This is a genomic window from Streptomyces sp. NPDC048349, from assembly GCF_040651925.1.
Classification (GTDB): Bacteria; Actinomycetota; Actinomycetes; order Streptomycetales; family Streptomycetaceae; genus Streptomyces.
On record NZ_JBEZLA010000009.1, the window covers coordinates 130,767 to 148,325 of the forward strand.

Genomic DNA, 17,559 nt, shown 5'->3' on the forward strand with positions numbered 1-17,559 from the left:
TTCGCCGCTCGTCATGCCCCGCGGCTACCCGGGGTCGGCCGCTCCATGCCCGTCGGCCGAGCGTGCGCGGAGGCCGTCCAGGAGGAGGCGCAGGCCCAGCTCGAACCCGCGGTCGTCGAGCTCGGCCAGGCCGGAGCCGGTGGCCGCCGCACCGGCGAGGGAGTCCGCGAGGGCCGGGTAGGCGGGGCGGTAGTCGCCCGCCGCCCGGGTGAAGCCCGCGGTGAAGGTTTCCAGGGCGGAGCCCAGGACCAGGTAGTCGATCGCGGCGGCGGCCTCGGCCGCGCGCGCCGGGGTGCAGCCGGCTCGGATGAGGGCGCCCAGCAGGGCGTCGTAGCCGCGCAGGGCGCGGTCCGCCTCGACCCTGCGGCGGGCGGCGGGGGCGATGGCGTTCGGATGGCGCAGGTACACCCGGCGGTAGCCGCGCGCGTACGCGGCGATGCCCTCGCGCCAGTCGGGCCCCTCGAGCGGGCCCAGGTCGATCTCCTCGTTGATCAGTTCCGTGACCGCGTCGAGGACGTCCTCCTTGGACGCGACGTGGTGGTAGAGGGACGCTCCCCTGACTCCGAGGCGGTCGGCGAGCGTGCGCATCTTGAGGGCCTGGGGGCCCTCCTCGTCGAGGAGTTCGAGGGCCGCGCGGGCGATGTTCCCGCGGCTGAGCAGCGGCTGGTTCGGTCGGCCCACGTGTGATCCCCCTCGTTCTCGGCCGTCAGGTTACCCGTTGGCAGGGTCTTCCCAAGGGGTTCGCGCCGGGTTAAGGTCCCCGCATTCCCGATACCTAACAACGTTAGATTTAGCCTTCGGGACGCGCCGGGCGCCCCCCGGCGCGCCATCCCCTCTGAGAGGTGCGCATGCCCGACCTTGCCCCCGCACGCCCCGAAGCGGGCGACGCCGACGCGGCCCGCCTGACCGATCTGGGCTACACGCAGGAACTGAGCCGCAGTCTCGGCATCCTCGGGAACATCGCGATGGGCTTCGCCGTCGTCTCGCCCGTCGTCGCCCTGTACGCCGTGTCCATGGTCGGCACGATGATCGCCGGGCCCGCCTGGGTCTGGGCGCTGCCCCTCGTGCTCCTGGGCCAGTGCCTGGTGGTGAACGTCTACTCCGAGCTGGCCTCGCAGTGGCCGCTGGCCGGCGGCCCGTACCAGTGGGGCCGGAGGCTGCTCGGCCCCTCCTTCGGCTGGATGAGCGGCTGGGTGTGGCAGTTCGCCGTGATGTTCGGCAACACCACCGTCGCGTACCTGGCCGCCCCCTGGGTCTTCGCCCTGGTCGGCGCCACCCCCACCCCGGGGTCCATGGTCGCGGTGGCCGCCGGGATCCTGCTCGTGTGCATGCTGGTCAACGCGTACGGGATCAGGATCCTGAGCTGGTTCGTGTCCCTGGGCATCGCCGCCGAGGCCATCGCCTCGGTCCTGGTCGGTTTCGCGCTGCTGCTCTTCTTCCGTGAGCACGGGTTCGCGCTGTTCACCGAGACGCTGGGCGCCGAAGAGCTGTCCGGCGGATCGACCGCGATGGCCTTCCTCGCCGTCCTGGCCGTCGCGGGCTGGGGTTTCATCGGCTTCGACGCCTGCGTGTCGACCGCGGAGGAGACCAAGGACGCCGGCCGGCAGGTTCCGCGCGCCATGTGGTGGGCCCTGCTCAGCGTCGGGCTCGTGGTCATCCTCAACGCCATGGCGGTCGCCCTGGCCCACCCCGCGCCGCGTGCCGTCGTCGCGGGCGAGGACCTCGACCCGGTGACCACCGCCGTCGCCACCGCGTTCGGCTCGTGGTCCGACAAGCCCTTCGTGGCCGTGGTCCTCGTCGGATTCCTCGCCTGCGCCATGGCCTCCCAGGGCGGGGCCGCGCGCGGCGTGTACTCCCTGGCCCGCGACGGGGTGTTCCCCTTCTCCCGCCAGGTGCGCCGGGTCAACCGCCGCCAGGCCCCGATCGGCGGCCTGGTCGCCTCGACCCTGGTCAGCTGCACCGGCCTGCTGCTCGGACTGAACGCCACGGCGATCGGCAGCCTGATCGCCTTCGGCACCGCCGCCACCTTCCTGCCGTTCTTCCTGGTCACCCTGGCCGCGCTCATCGCGCGCCTGCGCGGCAGCTGGGTCCCCTCCGGGCACATCCGGCTGGGGCGCAAGGGCACCTTCCTGAACGTGCTGGCCGTGCTGTGGACCGCCTTCGAGGTCGTCAACGTGTGCTGGCCGCGCGCCATCCTCGCGCCGCCCGGCGCCCCCTGGTACCAGGTCTGGGCGGGCCTGCTGGGCACCGGCGTGGTGATCACGGCGGGGCTCGTCTACCTGACCGTCAAGAAGCCCCAGCGGACGCTGCGGCGCGCCGCCCAGGCGCGCGGGGAGGGTCAGGGCGAGGGCCGGGGCGAGAGCCAGGGCGAGGGCCGGGGCGAGGGGCCGGAGCGCGCGGACGACGCGCTCGCCGCCGACCGCGGCTGACCCCGCGGGCCGCCGCCCGGCCCCTCTCGGACACCGACTCCCGCGACACCGACTTCCGCGGACCCCGCGGATGCCCGGCAGATTCCCACAGAAGGAGTACTGACATGCACCTGCCACGCATGGCGCGGCGCGGCTTCGGCGCCGCCGCCCTCTCGGCCGCCGCCATCCCCCTGCTCGGCGGCCCCGCCTCCGCCGCACGCACCCTTCCCGCGGCGACGCGCACGGCAACGGCGGACCCGCTCCGCGCCCCCGCCGAATGGGAGCCGCACGCCGGCTGCGTGATGGCCTGGCCCTGGGACAGGACCGTCGGCTGGGGCGGACAGCTCCCCGCGGTCCAGGCCGAGATCGCCGGCATCGCCAGAGCCGTCGCCCGCTTCGAACCGGTGCTCATGGTCGCCGAGCCGGGAACGGCGCAACGGGCGCGCGACCTGTGCGGGAGCGCGGTGACGGTGATCGAGTACCCGGTCAACGACTGCTGGACCCGGGACACCGGACCGGTCTTCGCCGTGAACCAGGACCGGACCCACCGCACGGGCCTCGACTTCGCCTTCAACGGCTGGGGCGAGAAGTTCCCCTACGACAAGGACGACCTGCTGCCCGTCGGGGTGTGCGCCCACCTCGGCCTGCCCCGCACCCCCGTCGGCATGGTCCTCGAAGGCGGCTCCGTCCTCACCGACGGACAGGGCACCCTCATCACCACCGAGGAGTGCCTGCTGCACCCCAACCGGAACCCCGGCATGACCCGGGCGCAGATCGAGGCCACGCTGCTGGCCTCGTACGGAGCGGCCAAGGTCGTCTGGCTCCCGTACGGACTCCACCACGACGACATCACCAACGGCCACGTCGACCTCGTCGCCGCCTACCTGGGCCCGGCCCGGCTCCTGCTCCACACCCAGCCCGACCCCGGCCACCCCAACCACGCCCGGATGGCCGCCAACAAGGCGGTCCTGGACGCCGCGACCGACGCCTGCGGGCGCCCCTTCCAGGTGGTGGAGATGCACCACCAGCCGCAGTTCCGCCACGGCGGGCGCAGCGTGGAGACCTTCAGCTACACGAACTACTACCTGACCGGCGGAAGCGTCGTCGTACCCACCGCGGGCGAACCCGCCGACGCGGCCGCCCTCGCGCAGTTCGCCGCCCTCTTCCCCGGCCGTGAGGTGGCCGCCGCCCCGGCGCGCGTCCTGGCCTGGGGCGGCGGCGGGGTCCACTGCGTCACCCAGCACGTCCCGGTGGGCTCCTCCTGACAGCACACCGGCCGGTGCCCGCCGCGACGGGGATCGCGGCGGGCACCGGCCGGGTGAGGAGAAGGGCTGGGACTGCTGGGACCCCTCCTACATGGGGTCCATGCCCCGGTCGTCCATCCGGCCCTCCTGCTCGCTCTGATCCTGGAGGCGGCGGGCCTTCTCGCGCAGCCGCTGCTTCTCATCCGGGTCCTGCGATCGGTCCGCCGCGTCCATCAGCTCCTGGGCCTTGGCGCGCATCTGCTGGGACCGGCCGCGGGACTCGCCTGAAACACTCATGATCGCTCCTTGGATCTGTGGGGGGAGAGCGGGCGGATCCAGAGAACCAGCCGCGCCGTGCACCCGCATCTCGAACCGTCACCGAGCGTGACCCGTCCGGACGTGCGGGCGCGCCGCGCCCCGCCGAGGGGCTTAGGCTCGGAGCAAGCCGAGAAGGGGATGGTGTACATGTGTCGCTGGCTCGCCTACTCGGGCTCACCGCTCCTGCTCGACGCGGTCCTCTACCGTCCGGAGCACTCGCTCATCAACCAGAGCCTGCACGCGCGGATGGGGGTCGAGTCGACCAACGGTGACGGGTTCGGCATCGGCTGGTACAGCACGGACGGCAGCGGTGACGGCACGCCCGCCGTGTTCAAGGACATCGCACCGGCCTGGAACAACCGCAACCTGCGGGAGCTGGCCGGGCACGTCCGCTCGCCGCTGTTCTTCGCCCACGTCCGCGCCTCCACCGGATCCGCCATCCAGCAGACCAACTGCCACCCCTTCCGGCACGGCCGCTGGCTGTGGATGCACAACGGGGCGATCGCCGACTTCCACCGGCTTCAGCGGGACCTGTGCATGGCGGTGGACCCGGCCCTCTTCCCGTGCATCGAGGGTTCCACCGACTCCGAGGTGATGTTCTACCTGGCGGTCACCTACGGCCTGGACCAGGACCCGCCCGGAGCCGTGGCCCGGATGGTCGGCCTGGTGGAGCGGCTCGGCAAGGAGCACGGTGTGAACGACCCGCTCCAGATGACGGTCGCGGTGAGCGACGGGGAGCGCCTGTGGGCCTTCCGTTACTCGAGCCAGGGCAAGGCCAGGTCGCTGTTCTACAGCAGCGCGGCCGAGACCGTCCGCCACCTCCACCCCGAGCTGCCCTTCCTCGCCGAGGTGTCCGAAGCGACGCGGCTGGTGGTCTCCGAGCCGCTGGGCGACCTGCCCGGGGTGTGGAACGAACTGCCCGAAGCCAGCTACGCGGTGATCCCTGCGACTCCCGGCGTGGACTACCTGCCCTTCGTGCCCGAACTCTAGGCAGCCCCGGGCCCCGGCCCCGGGCCCGCCCACCGACGGGCGCCGGCCCGCGGACCCGGCCACCGACTGGCGCTGCCCGCGGACCCGGCCCCGGCCCGTGGGTCAGGCGGGCTCCGCCGTCGGCGCGGTCGTCAGCGTGAAGAGCGCCCCGTCCGGATCGCGCAGCGCCACCCACCGCTCGGTGGCGTTCGACGTGATGTCCGAGACGGTGCGCCCGCCCAGGGCCACGGCGGCCTCGATGGCCGGCCGGAGCGCGGGCACGCGGAAGTGGACGTGCCAGCGCGGCCGGGTGTGCGGGGCGTAGGAAGCCGGCTCGACCGGGCCGCTGTTGAGCCGCGCGACGGGCTCGCCGCCCTGCCGCAGGACGACCTGGTCCTCCTCGTAGGAGACCTCGCAGCAGCCGGCGCGGCCACTGGCCCACTCCAGTACCCCGCCGTAGAAGATCGCCGCGTCGAAGGCGTTGCGCGTGCGCAGCTCCAGCCAGGCCGGAGCCCGGCCCTTGCCCACCCGCCAGTGGACGGACACGGAGCCCTGCCAGATGCCGAAGACGGCCCCGTCGGGGTCGGCGACGAGCGCCGCGCGGCCGCCGGTGGGGAAGGAGACCGGCCCGACCGCTATGGTGCCGCTGCGCTCGCGGATGCGGTCCACCGCCGCATCGGCGTCTTCGACGGCGAAGTACGGGGTCCAGGCGACCGCGACGCCCAGGTCGGAGGCGAGCGCCCCGATGCCCGCCACCGGCACGCGGTCCAGCTCGGCGACCGAGAACGCCTCGCCCAGACGCGCCCGCCGGAAGGTCCACCCCGCCACCGCACCGTAGAAACGCTGCGCCGCGCCGAGGTCGCGGGCCATCAGGTTCACCCAGCAGGGGGCTCCGAAGACCTCCTTGGTCGACATCTCCACCGCTCGCTCCGTCCGTCGTGAGCCCCCGGCGCGGCCGACCCGGCCGGCCCCACCCGTCCCATTCTGGTCTCTTTCGGGAGGATCTTCCCGGCCGTCCGGGCCGACGGGGAGGGATGCCGTCAGCACGCCGTCACTACCAGTGAGCGCCGGGCGGCGATAGCCTCGGAAGCCTCTGGTCCGGACAGCACCCCGCAGGCTCGGAAGGCAGGTCTCCCATGGCGCGTTCCCCGATCCCCGTGATCGATCTCGAGCCGTGGCGGTCGGGCGGGGCCGACGCCCGGGCGCGTACGGCGGCCCGCGTCGACGAGGCCCTGCGGGCCGCCGGATTCCTGCTGGTCACCGGGCACGGCGTGGACCCCGGCCTGCCCGCCCGGATCAGGGCGGCCGCGCGCGAGTTCTTCCTGCTGCCGGCTCCCGCCAAGGAGCGGTACGCGGTCCCGGTCGGCGGACGCGGCTGGCTCGGCCCCGGTGCCGAGGCCAACAGCTACGCCGAGGGGAAGGCATCGCCGCCCGACTTGAAGGAGTCCTGGTCCTGGGCCGCGGAGGACCCGACCGGGGTACCCGCGGTGGACGCCGAGTGGTTCCGCCCCAACGCGTGGCCCGCTGAGGTGCCCTCGCTGCGCCCCCTGGTGACCGAGTACCTGGGCCTGATGAGGGCCGTGTCCGACGAACTGCTGCGGCTGCTGGCCACCGCCCTCGGGCTCCACGAGGACCACTTCACCCGCCACACCTCACATCCCACGTGGGGGTTCAACGTCAACTGGTACCCGGGCGCCGAGGTCGTCGGACCGCCACTGCCCGGCCAGTTCCGCATCGGGGCCCACACCGACTTCGGCACGGTCACCGTCCTGGACCGCCAGCAGGGCGCGGGCGGGCTACAGATCCACACCGACACCGAGGGCTGGCAGGACGCCCCGTACGATCCGGCCGCCCTCACGGTGAACATCGGCGACCTGATGGCCCGTTGGACCGGCGACCGCTGGCGCGCCGGCCGCCACCGCGTGCTGCCGCCGCCCGCCGACGCACCCGCCGAGGAACTGATCTCGCTCGTCTACTTCTACGAATGCGATGCGCACACCCGCGTGGAATCCCTGCCCGCGCCGCTGGGGCGCGTGGCGCACGAACCGGTCGACTCCCACGTGTACTTGCGGGAGAAGCTCCGCGCCATCAGCGTCACCGAGGGCAGTACGACTTCAGGGTGACCCGGAGCCCGTCCCCGGTGGGAGGGCTCCTCCTCCTGTGAGATGACGTTTCGACAGGTCGGGCTCAGTAGCTTCGGAGCCATGAACCGACGCCGAACCGCTTCCGCCGCAGCCTTACTCGCCCTGCTCCTGCCGCTTCCCCTCGCCGCCGCCGGCACGGCCGCCGCCGCTGCTCCGTCCGGGGTCACTGCCCCCTTCGCGGCCGCCGAAGCCCCGTCCGCCGCCGAGAACCGCCACGCCACGGTGGAACTCCCGCGCCCCACCGGTCGTTTCTCCGTCGGACAGGAGACGCTCCACCTCGTGGACCGCAGTCGCACGGACCCGTGGGCGCGGTCCGGGCCGCGCGAGCTCATGGTCACCCTGCGCTATCCGGCGCAGCGCGGCACCGGCGGTCCCGTGCAGTACCTCACGGCGGAGGAGGCCCGGCTGCTGCTCGTCGACCGGGGGCTGGAAGCGGCGATCCCCGTCGAGACCCTGGCCGGTACGGCCGGGCACTCCCGTTCGCACGCCCGGCCCGTCGCCGGACGCTACCCTCTGGTCGTCCTCTCCCCGGGCTTCACCGTCCACCGCTCCACCCTCACCGCGCTCGCCGAGGACCTCGCCTCCCGCGGGTACGTCGTCGCCGCGGTCGACCACGCGTACGAGAGCGTCGGCACGGCCTTCCCCGGCGGGCGCGTGCTGGAGTGCAAGGCCTGCGACACGGTCGAGGCGGGCACGCCCATGCAGGCGGTCAGCGACAACCGCGCCCGCGACGTGTCCTTCCTCCTGGACCGCCTCACCGGCCGCCATCCCGCCTGGTGCCACGCCGGCCTCATCGACCAGAGCCGCATCGCCATGGCGGGCCACTCCATCGGCGGCGCCTCGGCGCTCGCCGCGATGGCGGCCGACCCCAGGGTCCGCGCCGGCGTCAACATGGACGGCGGCCTCGCGACGCCGGCCCCCGGCAACGGGCTCGGCGGGCGCCCCTTCATGCTGCTCGGCGCCCAGAACCGCGGCCCCGGGGGCAATCCGAGCTGGGACCGCGACTGGCCCAAGCTCGACGGATGGAAGCGCTGGATCACCTTCGCGGACTCCGGCCACTTCACCTTCAGCGACTTCCCGGCGATCGCCGAACAGCTGGGCCTGCCCGACCCCGAGGCCCCGCTGCCCGGCGCCCGCTCGGTCGAGCTGACCCGGAGCTACGTCGGCGCCTTCTTCGACCAGCACCTCAAGGGCAGGCCCCAGCCCCTCCTGGACGGTCCGTCCCCGCAGACGCCGGAGGCCCGCTTCCACACACCCTGAGCCGCGCCTCAGACCACCGTCACCGGGTGGCGCACCACCGCATCGAACAGATAGCCCTGCGTGTTGTGGGGACTGGTCGCGGGCTGCGTGCGCCCGGTGGCGTCGGTCGCCCGCGCCAGCAGCGCGACGGCGCCCTTGGCCCGCGGGGTCCACGGCAGCGACCAGCGCACCCAGCTGCCGCGGCGCGGCGCGTCGTGCAGCCGGGCCCGCTGCCAGCGGACACCGCCGTCGGTGCTGACCTCCACCCGCTCCACGGGGGCGGCGCCCGACCAGGAACGGCCGGTCAGCAGCCGCGTCCGGTGCACGGCCACGCTCGCCCCCAGCTCGAGCTCGAAGGCGCTCTTGAGGGTCTGCCGGGACATCGGTGCCCCCTCCGCCGCGTACGCGGGTCCGAACAGCCGGTAGGTGTCGGTGTTCCACGGCGAGTACAGCGGCGCGTCGCTGACCTCGATGTCCCCGACCCACTTGATCGAGGAGATCCCGATCCAGTCCGGAACGACGAGGCGGACCGGGCCGCCGTGGTCGGGCGGCAGCGGCTGCCCGTTCATCTCGTACGCGAGCAGGACGTCGTCCAGCGCCTTCGAGACCGGAATCGGGCGACGCACCCGGCCCAGGTTCACCCCGGCCGTGACCACCTCGTCGTCCAGCCCGCGCGGCAGGACGTCGACCGCGCCGCGCGTCACGCCCGCCAGCCGCAGCACGTCCGACAGCCGTACGCCGCGCCAGCGCGCCACGCCGATCGCGCCCAGGGTCCAGGCGGTGCCGCTGACCGCCTGCCCCTGCTGGGTGGTGTAAAAGCTCCGGCCGTTGCCCGCACATTCGATGAACAGGGTCCGCTGGACCGCCGGCAGCGCGCGCAGCCGGTCGTACGAGAACCCCACCGGCCCGCCCGCCAGGCCACCGCCCCAGACCGTGAGCTTCCAGCCGTCCGTCCCGATCTGCGGGGTGGTGGTGTGGTTCCGTACGAAGAACCGGTCGACGGGGGTGAGCGGCCCGGTGCCGCGCAGGGCGGCGAAGTTCGTCTCCGCGTTGGTGCCCCGGATCGTGAACAGCTCGGGCGGCAGCGGCTTGATGGTACCGGGCACCGCGGCCGGGCCCGTGCCGGCGGCCGCAGCGCCCGCGGAGCCCAGGCCCACCGCCCCGGCCGCGGCACCCACCGCGAACAGCCGGAGCAGGTCGCGGCGGTCCACTCCGGCGGAGCGGGCGCGGCCGCGCGCCCACTGGCGCAGGCGGGCCCGGTCGTACTGGCTCTCGTCCGACAGGTCGAGCGGCATGCGGGGTCACTCCTCGGCGGTCGCGGTTCCCACGGACCGTAGAGGCCCGCGGCGAGCCGCCGGAAGCTACCCGCCCCGACGGACACGAACCCGCAACACGGCGGCAATGGCCGGGACCCGATTACCGCCGGCCCGCCGTGTTCGGCAGGATGGGCCCCATGACCGAGATCCTGACCCCCCGCCTCATCCTGCGCCGCTGGACCGACGACGACCTCGTCCCCCTCTCCGAGATCAACGGCGACCCGGAGGTGATGCGCTGGATCGGCGACGGCTCGGTCCGCGACCTGGAGGAGACCGCCGAGGACATCGAGCGCTGGGAGGAGGAGTGGGACGAGGAGGGCTTCGGGCTCTTCGCCGTCGAGCTCCTCGGATCCGGCGAGCTCATCGGCGTCGTCGGCCTCTCGGTGCCCGAGTACCTGCCCGAGGTGCTCCCGGCCGTCGAGATCAGCTGGCGGCTCGGCCGCTCGTTCTGGGGCCAGGGCTACGCCTCGGAGGCAGCCCACGCCACCTTGGAGTTCGCCCTCCAGGACCGGGGCCTGGACAAGGTGGTCGCCGTGAACCGGGTCGGCAACGAGGAGTCCGAGAACGTGATCCGCAAGCTGGGCATGGTTGCCGAGCGCGACATCGAGCACCCCGACTACGGCCACCTCCTGCGCATCCACGCCATCGACCTGACCGAGTACGAGGCCTGAGCCCCGGGCCCGTCCCGCGGAACGGGGCGGGGCGGGGCGGGGTTCAGTCCGGCGCCGTGCCGGGCGCCCGGGCGGCACGGCCCGCGCGGACCGCGGCGAGGGCCGCCGCGTGCAGGGCGGCCGGGTCGCCGTGGTGCGGCAGGGGGCTGCCGGTGAGCGTGTACCACTCGTCGGCGTCCTCGTACTGGATGTCGAAGCGGGCCAGCCCCCCGGCCACCGCCGTGGTGCGCAGGGTCAGCGGGCCGGTGATGACGCCGACCTCGTCGGTCATCGCGCCGCCCGGGCCGGCGAGGACCCCGTCCTGCCACTGCTGTCCGCCGGTCATGACGCGCAGGTGTCCAGCATGGTCGTGAGCATCTTCTTCTCCGGTTCGGTGACGGTCAGCCCGTAGGCGGATTTGACGGTGGTCCAGGCCCGCCCGTACTGGCACCAGCTGGACTTGTCCGGCGGCTGCCACAGGTCGGGGCTCTGGTCGCCCTTCGAGCGGTTCGAGGCGGCGGTCACGGCGAGCAGCTGCGGCCGGGCCAGATCGTTGGCGAAGGCCTTGCGCTTCGCGGCGTCCCAGCCGGCGGCGCCGGAGCGCCAGCCCTCGGCGAGCGGCACCATGTGGTCGATGTCCATCTTCGCCGCGTCCGTGACGGCCACCCCGTCGTAGAGGCTCTTCCAGGCTCCGGAGACGGCCCGGCACTGGGCGTCCCGCTTCACGTCGGTGCCGTCCCGCTCGAGGACGACCTCACGGGTGTCGCAGTTGCTGCCCTGCTGCGCCCAGTGCGTGAACTTGTCCCGGCTGTAGCCGGCCATCGTGCCGACCGGAGCCACTTCCAGCGCGGCCAACTGCGTGCGGGCGACGGCCGCGGTGACCATGCCGGGCAGTACGTCCCCGCCGGATGGCTTGCCGTCCCGGCCGGGTGGTGCGGCCCGGGAGGCCGATGCCTTGGGGTCCGCTCCGTTGCCCGCGCCCCCGTCCGCACCCGGCGCGGCCGGGTTCGAGCAGCCGGCCAGGGGCAGCAGCAGCGAAGCCGCCAGCACCGCACCGGCCACGCGTATCTGACGAACCATGGACCCCACCCCAAACCGACTCCGCGTCAACGTCCTTGGAACACTACCCAGAACCGGACAAAGAACCGACCACCCACCCTCCGGCGGCCGTTGTCAGTGGCGCTCGCTAGTCTCCCCGCATACCGCAGCTCAAGGGGGGTCGCCCCCCTGTCCGGGCTGCGCGGACGGGGCCGGAACAGGCGGAGGGACGCGGGCTGATGGCATGGGTGGCAGCGGGCGAGGGGTACGAGATCGCCCTCGTGGAAGGGCGGGTGGCGGCGCGGTCCGTCACGGGCCGGTCCGCGGGGCGGCAGTTGAAGACGCTGCCCAGGGCGCTGAAGGACCATCCCGAGGTGGACCGGCTGCGCCGCCTGGCCGAATGGCTCGACCGGCACGCGGCGGCGTGCGTCGCACAGGTCGACACCTGGATGGTGTCCTCGCTGCCCGTGCCGACCGCGCTGCTGGCCCGGGTCTGGCCGGACGAGGCCTGGCAGAGCGCCCTGCGCGACCTGGCAGTCGTGGGTGACGACCCGGACGAGGTCGGCTTCCTGCGGGACGCCACCGCGTCCGGTGAGCTGAAGGTGGTCAACCTCGACGGCGAGACCGTACGGCTCTCCCCGCGCACGGTGACCCTGCCGCACCCCGTGCTGCTGCCCGACCTGGACGACGTACGGGACTTCGCGGCCGAACTGGGCATCGTGCAGCGCGTCGAGCAGATCCACCGCGCCACCTGGCAGAAGCCGGCCGGGCTCGCCGCCACCGCCACCGAGGTGAAGGACTACGCGGGCGGGCTCTTCCCCACCCGGTTCAGCCTCGCCGCGCGGGCCACGAGCCTCGGCTACCGGGTCTCCGGCGGCTACGCGACCTGCAAGGTCCGCGACACCGGCCGGGCCGCGGAGGCGGCGGTGTGGATCGGCGAGCCCTACTACGACGCGGAAACCACCACCGGCGCACTGACCTGGCACGACGGGGAGGGCCGGGCCGTGCGCCCGGCCGAGGTCGGACCGGTGGCCTGGTCCGAGGGGATGCGAATGGCCGCGGCACTGTACGCCGGGCGCAAGATCGAGGAGGGCGGGGGCGCGTGAACACCACGGACAGCAGCAACAGCGGCAACAGCAGCAGGAACGGCAACACCACCATGACCGGAAAGGACGGCGCGTCCGTGAACGAGGCCGAACTGCTGCTCAGGGCCGGCGCGGTACTGCCGCTCGGCACCCCGGACGCCGGCCCCACCGCCGTCGACCTGACCGCACGCTCCTACCGGCACCCCGCTCTCGGCGACGACCGCGTCGTCGTCCGGCTCGCCGCCGCCGAGCTGGGCGCCGCAGAGGACCTCGCCGCCGGGTTCCTGGGCCTCGTACCCGAGCAGACCGATCCGCCCGTCGTCGGCCTCGGCCACCGCCAGTCCCTCGGCTTCCCCGAATGGGTCCTCGTGCACCACCCCGAGGACGGCCACCACGCCCTCGCCGTCGTGCCCGAACTCGACCGCATCACCCACCTCGCCAAGACGAAGCCCAAGGCCGCGCTCGACGCCTGCAACGAACTGGCCGGCCGGCTCGCCGCCGCCGTCCCGCACTTCCTGCCCGTCTTCCTCGAGCAGGCTGCCCGCACCTTCCTCGCCGTCGAGAACACCACCTACGCCGCCCAGCTGTTCGGCCGGGCCCGCACCGCCGAAGCCCAGCACGGCCTGCACGTCGACGAGGACCGCCTCGACGCCGTCTTCCTCGAATTCGCCCTGGCCGGAGCCCTCCCGGTGAAGGTCCTCACCGGCTACGGCAAGGACCTCGCCGTCCGCGTCACCCCCGCCGAGGCCTACCGGCGCTTCCGCCGCCTGTGCGTCCGCCGCACCGCCGGCGGACTGCCGCCCTCCGCACAGGCCGCCGGCGAACTGCGCCGCCTCGCGCGTGCCGCGGGCCTGACCGGAACCGAACCCGAGCAGGACTACCTGGCCGAACTCCTGCCCCTGCCCGCCACCCTGCGCGCCCCGATCGGCTGGTGGAAGGCCCACCGCGGCGCCCTCGTCGCGCTCGCCCGCCGCGTCCCCTCCGTCCGCGGCACCCTCCTCGGGATGAGCCCGCCCACCGGCGGAGACAGCATCGAACTCAGCACCCTGTGGCTGGGGGTCCTGCAGGAATCCGGTGCCACCGCCGGGCTGGAATCCGAGGACCTCCCCGCCGACCAGCGCTGCATCGACGGCACGGCCGGCTGGCTGGAGCGCTTCCACACCGCCCGCCACACCGGCTGGGGCCGGCGCCCCACGCCCCCCCAACTCCTCGGGCTCGTCGAGCGCTGCGCGCGGCAGCTGCGCACCGAACTCGCCCGGCCGGGCCGCGAAACCGGCCTGCGGGTCGGCTTCGAGGACGCCGACTTCCTCGACCTGCTGCTCACCCTGGACATCCCGGTCGCCGACCCCGACGCCGAGGGCAAGCACAGCAGCTACCGCCACGGCGTGCTGAACCTGGAGGACTGGGCCCACGCCGACGACCGCCGCGACCTGCTCGCCCTCGCCGCCGACCAGCGGTTCCACCCCGCCTTCCACCGAGCGCTGAACAACCTCGACGCGGGCGGCAACGACGTCATCCGGTGCGTCGCCGCCTCGCCCGGCGGCCGCCCGGTGCTGGCCGACTGGGTGCGCGGTGTCGCCCGCGCCTCCACCGCGGCCGGCCTGCCCGCAGTGCCCGACGCCATCCAGCGCCTGACCTGGCTGCCGGCCGAAGCCCTCGCGCTCGCCCCGGAGGAGGTGGCCGAGGCGGCCGCCGCCGACCTCGCCGAAACCCTCGCCCGCACCCTGCGCGGCGGACTCTTCGAGGAACTGGCCTGGCCCTCCTGGGAGAGCGCCGTCACCGAACTGGCCCCCGCCCGGGACCGGAGCCGCCTGACCGTGGTCGAGGCCTGGCCCCACCTGATCGTCGCCAACGCCACCCAGGTCCGGGTCATCGACGCCGACTCCACCGTCCTCACGCACGACCTGCGGGTCCCCGCCGGCGACCAGTACCGCTACGGGTTCCACTACGTCGACGGCGAACTGCTGGTCTTCTGGAACTCCTGGAACACCAACGAGACGCGCGGTTACTGGCACACCTCGCCCGGCACCGTCCTCACCCTGGACGGCGACCGCCCGTACTGGGAGCTGCGCTCCGAACACATCAGCCTGCCGCTCCCCGGCGGCGGCCGCGCCACCGGCGGCGGCGTGCTGCACCGGGGCGACAGCAAGCTGCCGGCCGAGCGGGAGATCCTGTCCGACGGCACCTCGTACTGGGTGTGGCAGCCGCGCGACACGGCCCACGAGCGGGGCTGGCGCGAGTACGACCCCGCCACCGGCGACCTCGGCCGGTACTCCCTGCCCGGATTCCTGACCGGCACCCCGGCCGGGCAGCCGGCCCCCGGCGGCCACGCCGGCGAACGCTCCGGCTGGCTGCGGCCCGCGCCCACCGTGCCGGGCTCGGTGCTCGGCGCCCCCGCCGACGGCCTGCTCGGCTGGCGCGCCGTCCGCGTCCCCGGCCGGGGATGGCGGGGAACCGACGCCGGAGGCCGCACCGTCACCGTCCCCGAAGGCGGCCCCGTGCCGCTCGCGGCACTCGCCTTCCCCGGCGACGACCGCCCCCGCGCCCTGTCCGCGCACCGCTACAACGAGCTGGGCATCAGCGACCCCGACGGGGTGATCACCGCGACCTCGCGCGACGACGAGCGCCGGGTCACCTACGGCACCGGCAGCGTGAGCCTCCCGCCGCTCTCCCACTGGTACGCCCTGCGCCCCCGCGACCCCGAGGGTTCGGCCGCGCTGCGCACCGCCGACCGGGAAACCGTTGCCGCGCTGCTGAAGTCGGCCGCCGCGGCGGCGAAGGCGGAGGACCTGCCCGACCTGGTGAGCGCGGCCCTGCCGCAGGTCACCGCCCCCGAGCTGATCGGCGGCATCATCGAGGTGCTGCGCTTCACCCTCGCGCAGCAGAAGGCCCTCGACGAGGTCGCCGCCCGGCTGACCCCGGATGCCGAAGCCGCCGGGACCGGCCCCGTGGGCCCCACCGACGCGCTGCTCGACCAGGCGCTGAGCGGACTCACGGGCACCGGCTACTACGTCCAGGGCGCGAACACCGACGTCGCCCACCGCTTCCTGCGCGAACTCGCCGTCGCGAGCGCCGACACCGGGGCGGACCAGGTACCCGGCAGGCTCCATTTCGACGTGCCCGCCCTGCCGTACTCCGGGCTGCTGTGGACACCTCTCCTCGACCAGCCCGCCGCCGTCGCCTACCGCGCCGTCGCGGCCGCCACCGGCGAGGAGGAGCGCGCCGCCGTCATCAGCCTGCTGCGCGAGATCGACGCGCTGGGCCTGGCATCCGCCGAGGGGTCCGCGGACCGCTGGCGCCGCGTCCTGGTCCGCCTCGACCAGCGCCACCTGCGCGCCCCCGACGGGAGCGAACGCAACCTCCACCGGCGCGCCGTCCTCCCGCTCGGCGGCGGAGCCGTCCTCGCCACGACCGAGCACAGCGCATCCGTCCCCGACGGCCACGAGTTCGGCGCCCTGCTCCACGACCCCACGGGCCGCTTCACCGTCCCCGGGCCCTACACCGTGCGCGGCGACGCGCAGGTGGGCGACCCGCAGCGCGGCCGCGACTGGCTGACCCGCTTCCTCGCCGAAGCCGCCGACCGGGGCCCCGCGCCCTTCTTCCCCGAAGCCGCCGAGGAGTTCGCCCGGCTCACCGGGGTCCCCGGGGCACTGGCCCGGCTGATGGTCGCCGGCCTGCCCTCCATCGAGACCTCCTGGAGCAACTTCCTCACCCCCGAGCTGCGGACCCTCCTCGGTGTCAAGGCCACCGCCGCCGACCAGGCACGCGACGAGCTCAAGGGTCTCGACGCCGCGGTCCGGCGGGCCGTCGTCGCCGCGCTGCTGCCCGCCGACCCGGCGCTCCTGTGGACCGAGGGCCCCGACGCGGCCGCCGCCGCCGAGGTGTGGAACCGGCGCGTCGGCCGCCGCACGCCGGTGCCCGACTGGCTGCTCACCGAGGCCTCCCGGGTCCTGCGTACCGGGTGGGCCGTGCCCCTCGCCCTGTCCGCGCTCCTCGACCCGGCCGCCTCCCCGGAGCTGTCCGTCGACGTGGCGTGGACGGTGAAGGGCGACCACGCGGAGCCCCGCGAGCCGGCCGGCCGCCCGTTCACCTCGGCCGTCCTGACCACCGCCATGGGCACCATGGCCTGGCTGGCCCACCGGCTGCCCGCGGGTGACCCCCTTCGAGCGGCGCTGCCGCCCGCGCTGACGGCGGTACGGCAGCGGCTCGCCGCCCCGGAACTGCTGCTCGACACCGGGAACTACGCCGACCTGCCGACCTTCCGGAAGGCCGCGGGCACACCGACCGAGACCGGCGAGGGCTTCGAACGCTACGGCGCGGTCATCATGGCCACCGCGGACGACCGGCCCCGGCCCGCGCTGCGTCCGGTGCTGCTGGACTCCACCGGCTCCGACCCGTACCTGGCGGTCCTGCGCGGGGACGACCAGCGGCCCAACGCGGTCGAGACGGCCCTGCGCGCCACCCATGACCCGCGCTTCGCCGCCCTGCTCGCCGACCCGGGCGCTCCGGCGGCCGGCGACGTCGACCGGGACGGCACCTGGTGGCCCCAGGACCCGTGCCGGTCGGTCCCCGAGCTGGTGTCGCAGGCCGCCGAGGAGCACGGGCTCGGCGCCGACGCGGCCGCCCTGTACCTCATGCTGCTCGCGATGCCCGACCCCACCGACCGCAACACCGCGCGCTGGACCGGCTGGAAGCCCGCCAGGCTCAAGGCCGCCCGCGCCGAACTGGCCGCCACCGTCCTGGTGGTGTCGGCCGGCCGGAGCCGGGCCGGGCGCACCCTGTTCCTGCCGGGCGGGTGGGTGGAGATGGCCTCCCCGGTGCTGCCGGTGGAGCAGTGGAAGCTCCCGATGTACGGCCACCCCCTGCGCGGGCCGCTGGTCCCGGCCGAACCGGCCGCGGACCTCTACCGCCGGGCCTGGCAGCGGGTCCGCGAGGGCGACGCACCGCGCTTCGAGGAGCTCAAGGTGAAGCGCACCCGCGGCCGCACCCGCCGCCCCTGACGCCGGCCCGGCCGGGATCCGGGGCCGGTCCCCCCGGCACCGGCCCCGGTACGGCCACCGGCCCCGGCGCGCGGCGCCTGGGCCGCGGACGCCGCAGCTCCTGTAGCGGCACCAACACCGGCACGGGCGCAGGCCGGTCGGCGCCGGC

The 17,559-nt window shown here is 74.5% G+C and carries 14 protein-coding genes; 8 read left to right on the forward strand and 6 right to left on the reverse strand.

Annotated elements, in window-relative coordinates; translation table 11 throughout:
• Positions 1-24: 24 nt before the first annotated feature.
• A complete protein-coding gene (locus tag AB0D44_RS08065) occupies positions 25-681 on the reverse strand; it encodes a TetR/AcrR family transcriptional regulator C-terminal domain-containing protein (RefSeq protein ID WP_362586136.1) in 657 nt (218 codons plus the stop codon).
• A 167-nt stretch (positions 682-848) separates the two neighbouring features.
• On the opposite strand from AB0D44_RS08065, the gene AB0D44_RS08070 reads away from it, so the two are divergent.
• Together AB0D44_RS08070 and AB0D44_RS08075 are read left to right on the forward strand one after the other, a co-directional pair.
• Positions 849-2,429 (forward strand): APC family permease, encoded by a 1,581-nt coding sequence (locus AB0D44_RS08070; protein ID WP_362586139.1) that lies wholly within the window; start codon positions 849-851, stop codon positions 2,427-2,429.
• Between the two features lie 104 nt (positions 2,430-2,533).
• Complete coding sequence (locus tag AB0D44_RS08075; protein WP_362586142.1) at positions 2,534-3,673, forward strand: agmatine deiminase family protein; 1,140 nt, start codon at positions 2,534-2,536, stop codon at positions 3,671-3,673.
• A gap of 87 nt (positions 3,674-3,760) precedes the next feature.
• On the opposite strand, the gene AB0D44_RS08080 is transcribed toward AB0D44_RS08075, so the two are convergent.
• Positions 3,761-3,949, reverse strand: coding sequence for a DUF6381 family protein (locus AB0D44_RS08080; protein WP_362586145.1), 189 nt, complete (start codon positions 3,947-3,949; stop codon positions 3,761-3,763).
• Between the two features lie 168 nt (positions 3,950-4,117).
• Between AB0D44_RS08080 and AB0D44_RS08085 the strand changes: the two genes are divergently transcribed.
• Positions 4,118-4,960, forward strand: a complete 843-nt coding sequence (locus AB0D44_RS08085) for a class II glutamine amidotransferase (protein ID WP_362586201.1) — start codon at positions 4,118-4,120, stop codon at positions 4,958-4,960.
• 102 nt (positions 4,961-5,062) lie between these two features.
• Here AB0D44_RS08085 and AB0D44_RS08090 read toward each other — a convergent pair whose 3' ends face one another.
• Positions 5,063-5,854, reverse strand: coding sequence for a VOC family protein (locus AB0D44_RS08090; protein ID WP_362586204.1), 792 nt, complete (start codon positions 5,852-5,854; stop codon positions 5,063-5,065).
• A gap of 221 nt (positions 5,855-6,075) precedes the next feature.
• On the opposite strand from AB0D44_RS08090, the gene AB0D44_RS08095 reads away from it, so the two are divergent.
• A complete protein-coding gene (locus tag AB0D44_RS08095; RefSeq protein WP_362586148.1) occupies positions 6,076-7,062 on the forward strand; it encodes a 2-oxoglutarate and iron-dependent oxygenase domain-containing protein in 987 nt (328 codons plus the stop codon).
• Positions 7,063-7,143: 81 nt separating this feature from the next.
• The gene (locus AB0D44_RS08100) at positions 7,144-8,343 is read left to right on the forward strand and encodes an alpha/beta hydrolase (protein ID WP_362586150.1); all 1,200 of its coding nucleotides are present in this window, start codon (positions 7,144-7,146) and stop codon (positions 8,341-8,343) included.
• Between the two features lie 8 nt (positions 8,344-8,351).
• On the opposite strand, the gene AB0D44_RS08105 is transcribed toward AB0D44_RS08100, so the two are convergent.
• The gene (locus AB0D44_RS08105) at positions 8,352-9,617 is read right to left on the reverse strand and encodes a sulfite oxidase (RefSeq protein WP_362586152.1); all 1,266 of its coding nucleotides are present in this window, start codon (positions 9,615-9,617) and stop codon (positions 8,352-8,354) included.
• A gap of 158 nt (positions 9,618-9,775) precedes the next feature.
• Here AB0D44_RS08105 and AB0D44_RS08110 point away from each other — a divergent pair, with 158 nt between their 5' ends.
• Positions 9,776-10,309, forward strand: a complete 534-nt coding sequence (locus AB0D44_RS08110; protein ID WP_362586155.1) for a GNAT family N-acetyltransferase — start codon at positions 9,776-9,778, stop codon at positions 10,307-10,309.
• A gap of 43 nt (positions 10,310-10,352) precedes the next feature.
• Here AB0D44_RS08110 and AB0D44_RS08115 read toward each other — a convergent pair whose 3' ends face one another.
• Together AB0D44_RS08115 and AB0D44_RS08120 are read right to left on the reverse strand one after the other, a co-directional pair.
• The gene (locus AB0D44_RS08115; RefSeq protein ID WP_362586157.1) at positions 10,353-10,634 is read right to left on the reverse strand and encodes a hypothetical protein; all 282 of its coding nucleotides are present in this window, start codon (positions 10,632-10,634) and stop codon (positions 10,353-10,355) included.
• Positions 10,631-11,368: an HNH endonuclease family protein gene (locus AB0D44_RS08120; protein WP_362586160.1), complete on the reverse strand. Its 738-nt coding sequence runs from the start codon at positions 11,366-11,368 to the stop codon at positions 10,631-10,633. Before AB0D44_RS08120 ends, AB0D44_RS08115 begins: the two co-directional genes overlap by 4 nt.
• 197 nt (positions 11,369-11,565) lie before the next feature.
• Between AB0D44_RS08120 and AB0D44_RS08125 the strand changes: the two genes are divergently transcribed.
• Positions 11,566-12,432, forward strand: a complete 867-nt coding sequence (locus tag AB0D44_RS08125) for a DUF4132 domain-containing protein (RefSeq protein WP_362586163.1) — start codon at positions 11,566-11,568, stop codon at positions 12,430-12,432.
• Between the two features lie 53 nt (positions 12,433-12,485).
• Positions 12,486-17,411 (forward strand): DNA-binding protein, encoded by a 4,926-nt coding sequence (locus AB0D44_RS08130; protein WP_362586207.1) that lies wholly within the window; start codon positions 12,486-12,488, stop codon positions 17,409-17,411.
• Positions 17,412-17,559: the final 148 nt, after the last annotated feature.

Coding starts and splice junctions, on each gene's coding strand:
- AB0D44_RS08070 (WP_362586139.1), top strand. CDS start 849: ATGCCCGACCTTGCCCCCGCACGCCCCGAAGCGGGCGACGCCGACGCG.
- AB0D44_RS08075 (WP_362586142.1), top strand. CDS start 2,534: ATGCACCTGCCACGCATGGCGCGGCGCGGCTTCGGCGCCGCCGCCCTC.
- AB0D44_RS08080 (WP_362586145.1), bottom strand. CDS start 3,949: ATGAGTGTTTCAGGCGAGTCCCGCGGCCGGTCCCAGCAGATGCGCGCC.
- AB0D44_RS08085 (WP_362586201.1), top strand. CDS start 4,118: ATGTGTCGCTGGCTCGCCTACTCGGGCTCACCGCTCCTGCTCGACGCG.
- AB0D44_RS08090 (WP_362586204.1), bottom strand. CDS start 5,854: ATGTCGACCAAGGAGGTCTTCGGAGCCCCCTGCTGGGTGAACCTGATG.
- AB0D44_RS08095 (WP_362586148.1), top strand. CDS start 6,076: ATGGCGCGTTCCCCGATCCCCGTGATCGATCTCGAGCCGTGGCGGTCG.
- AB0D44_RS08100 (WP_362586150.1), top strand. CDS start 7,144: ATGAACCGACGCCGAACCGCTTCCGCCGCAGCCTTACTCGCCCTGCTC.
- AB0D44_RS08105 (WP_362586152.1), bottom strand. CDS start 9,617: ATGCCGCTCGACCTGTCGGACGAGAGCCAGTACGACCGGGCCCGCCTG.
- AB0D44_RS08110 (WP_362586155.1), top strand. CDS start 9,776: ATGACCGAGATCCTGACCCCCCGCCTCATCCTGCGCCGCTGGACCGAC.
- AB0D44_RS08115 (WP_362586157.1), bottom strand. CDS start 10,634: ATGACCGGCGGACAGCAGTGGCAGGACGGGGTCCTCGCCGGCCCGGGC.
- AB0D44_RS08120 (WP_362586160.1), bottom strand. CDS start 11,368: ATGGTTCGTCAGATACGCGTGGCCGGTGCGGTGCTGGCGGCTTCGCTG.
- AB0D44_RS08125 (WP_362586163.1), top strand. CDS start 11,566: ATGGCATGGGTGGCAGCGGGCGAGGGGTACGAGATCGCCCTCGTGGAA.
- AB0D44_RS08130 (WP_362586207.1), top strand. CDS start 12,486: ATGACCGGAAAGGACGGCGCGTCCGTGAACGAGGCCGAACTGCTGCTC.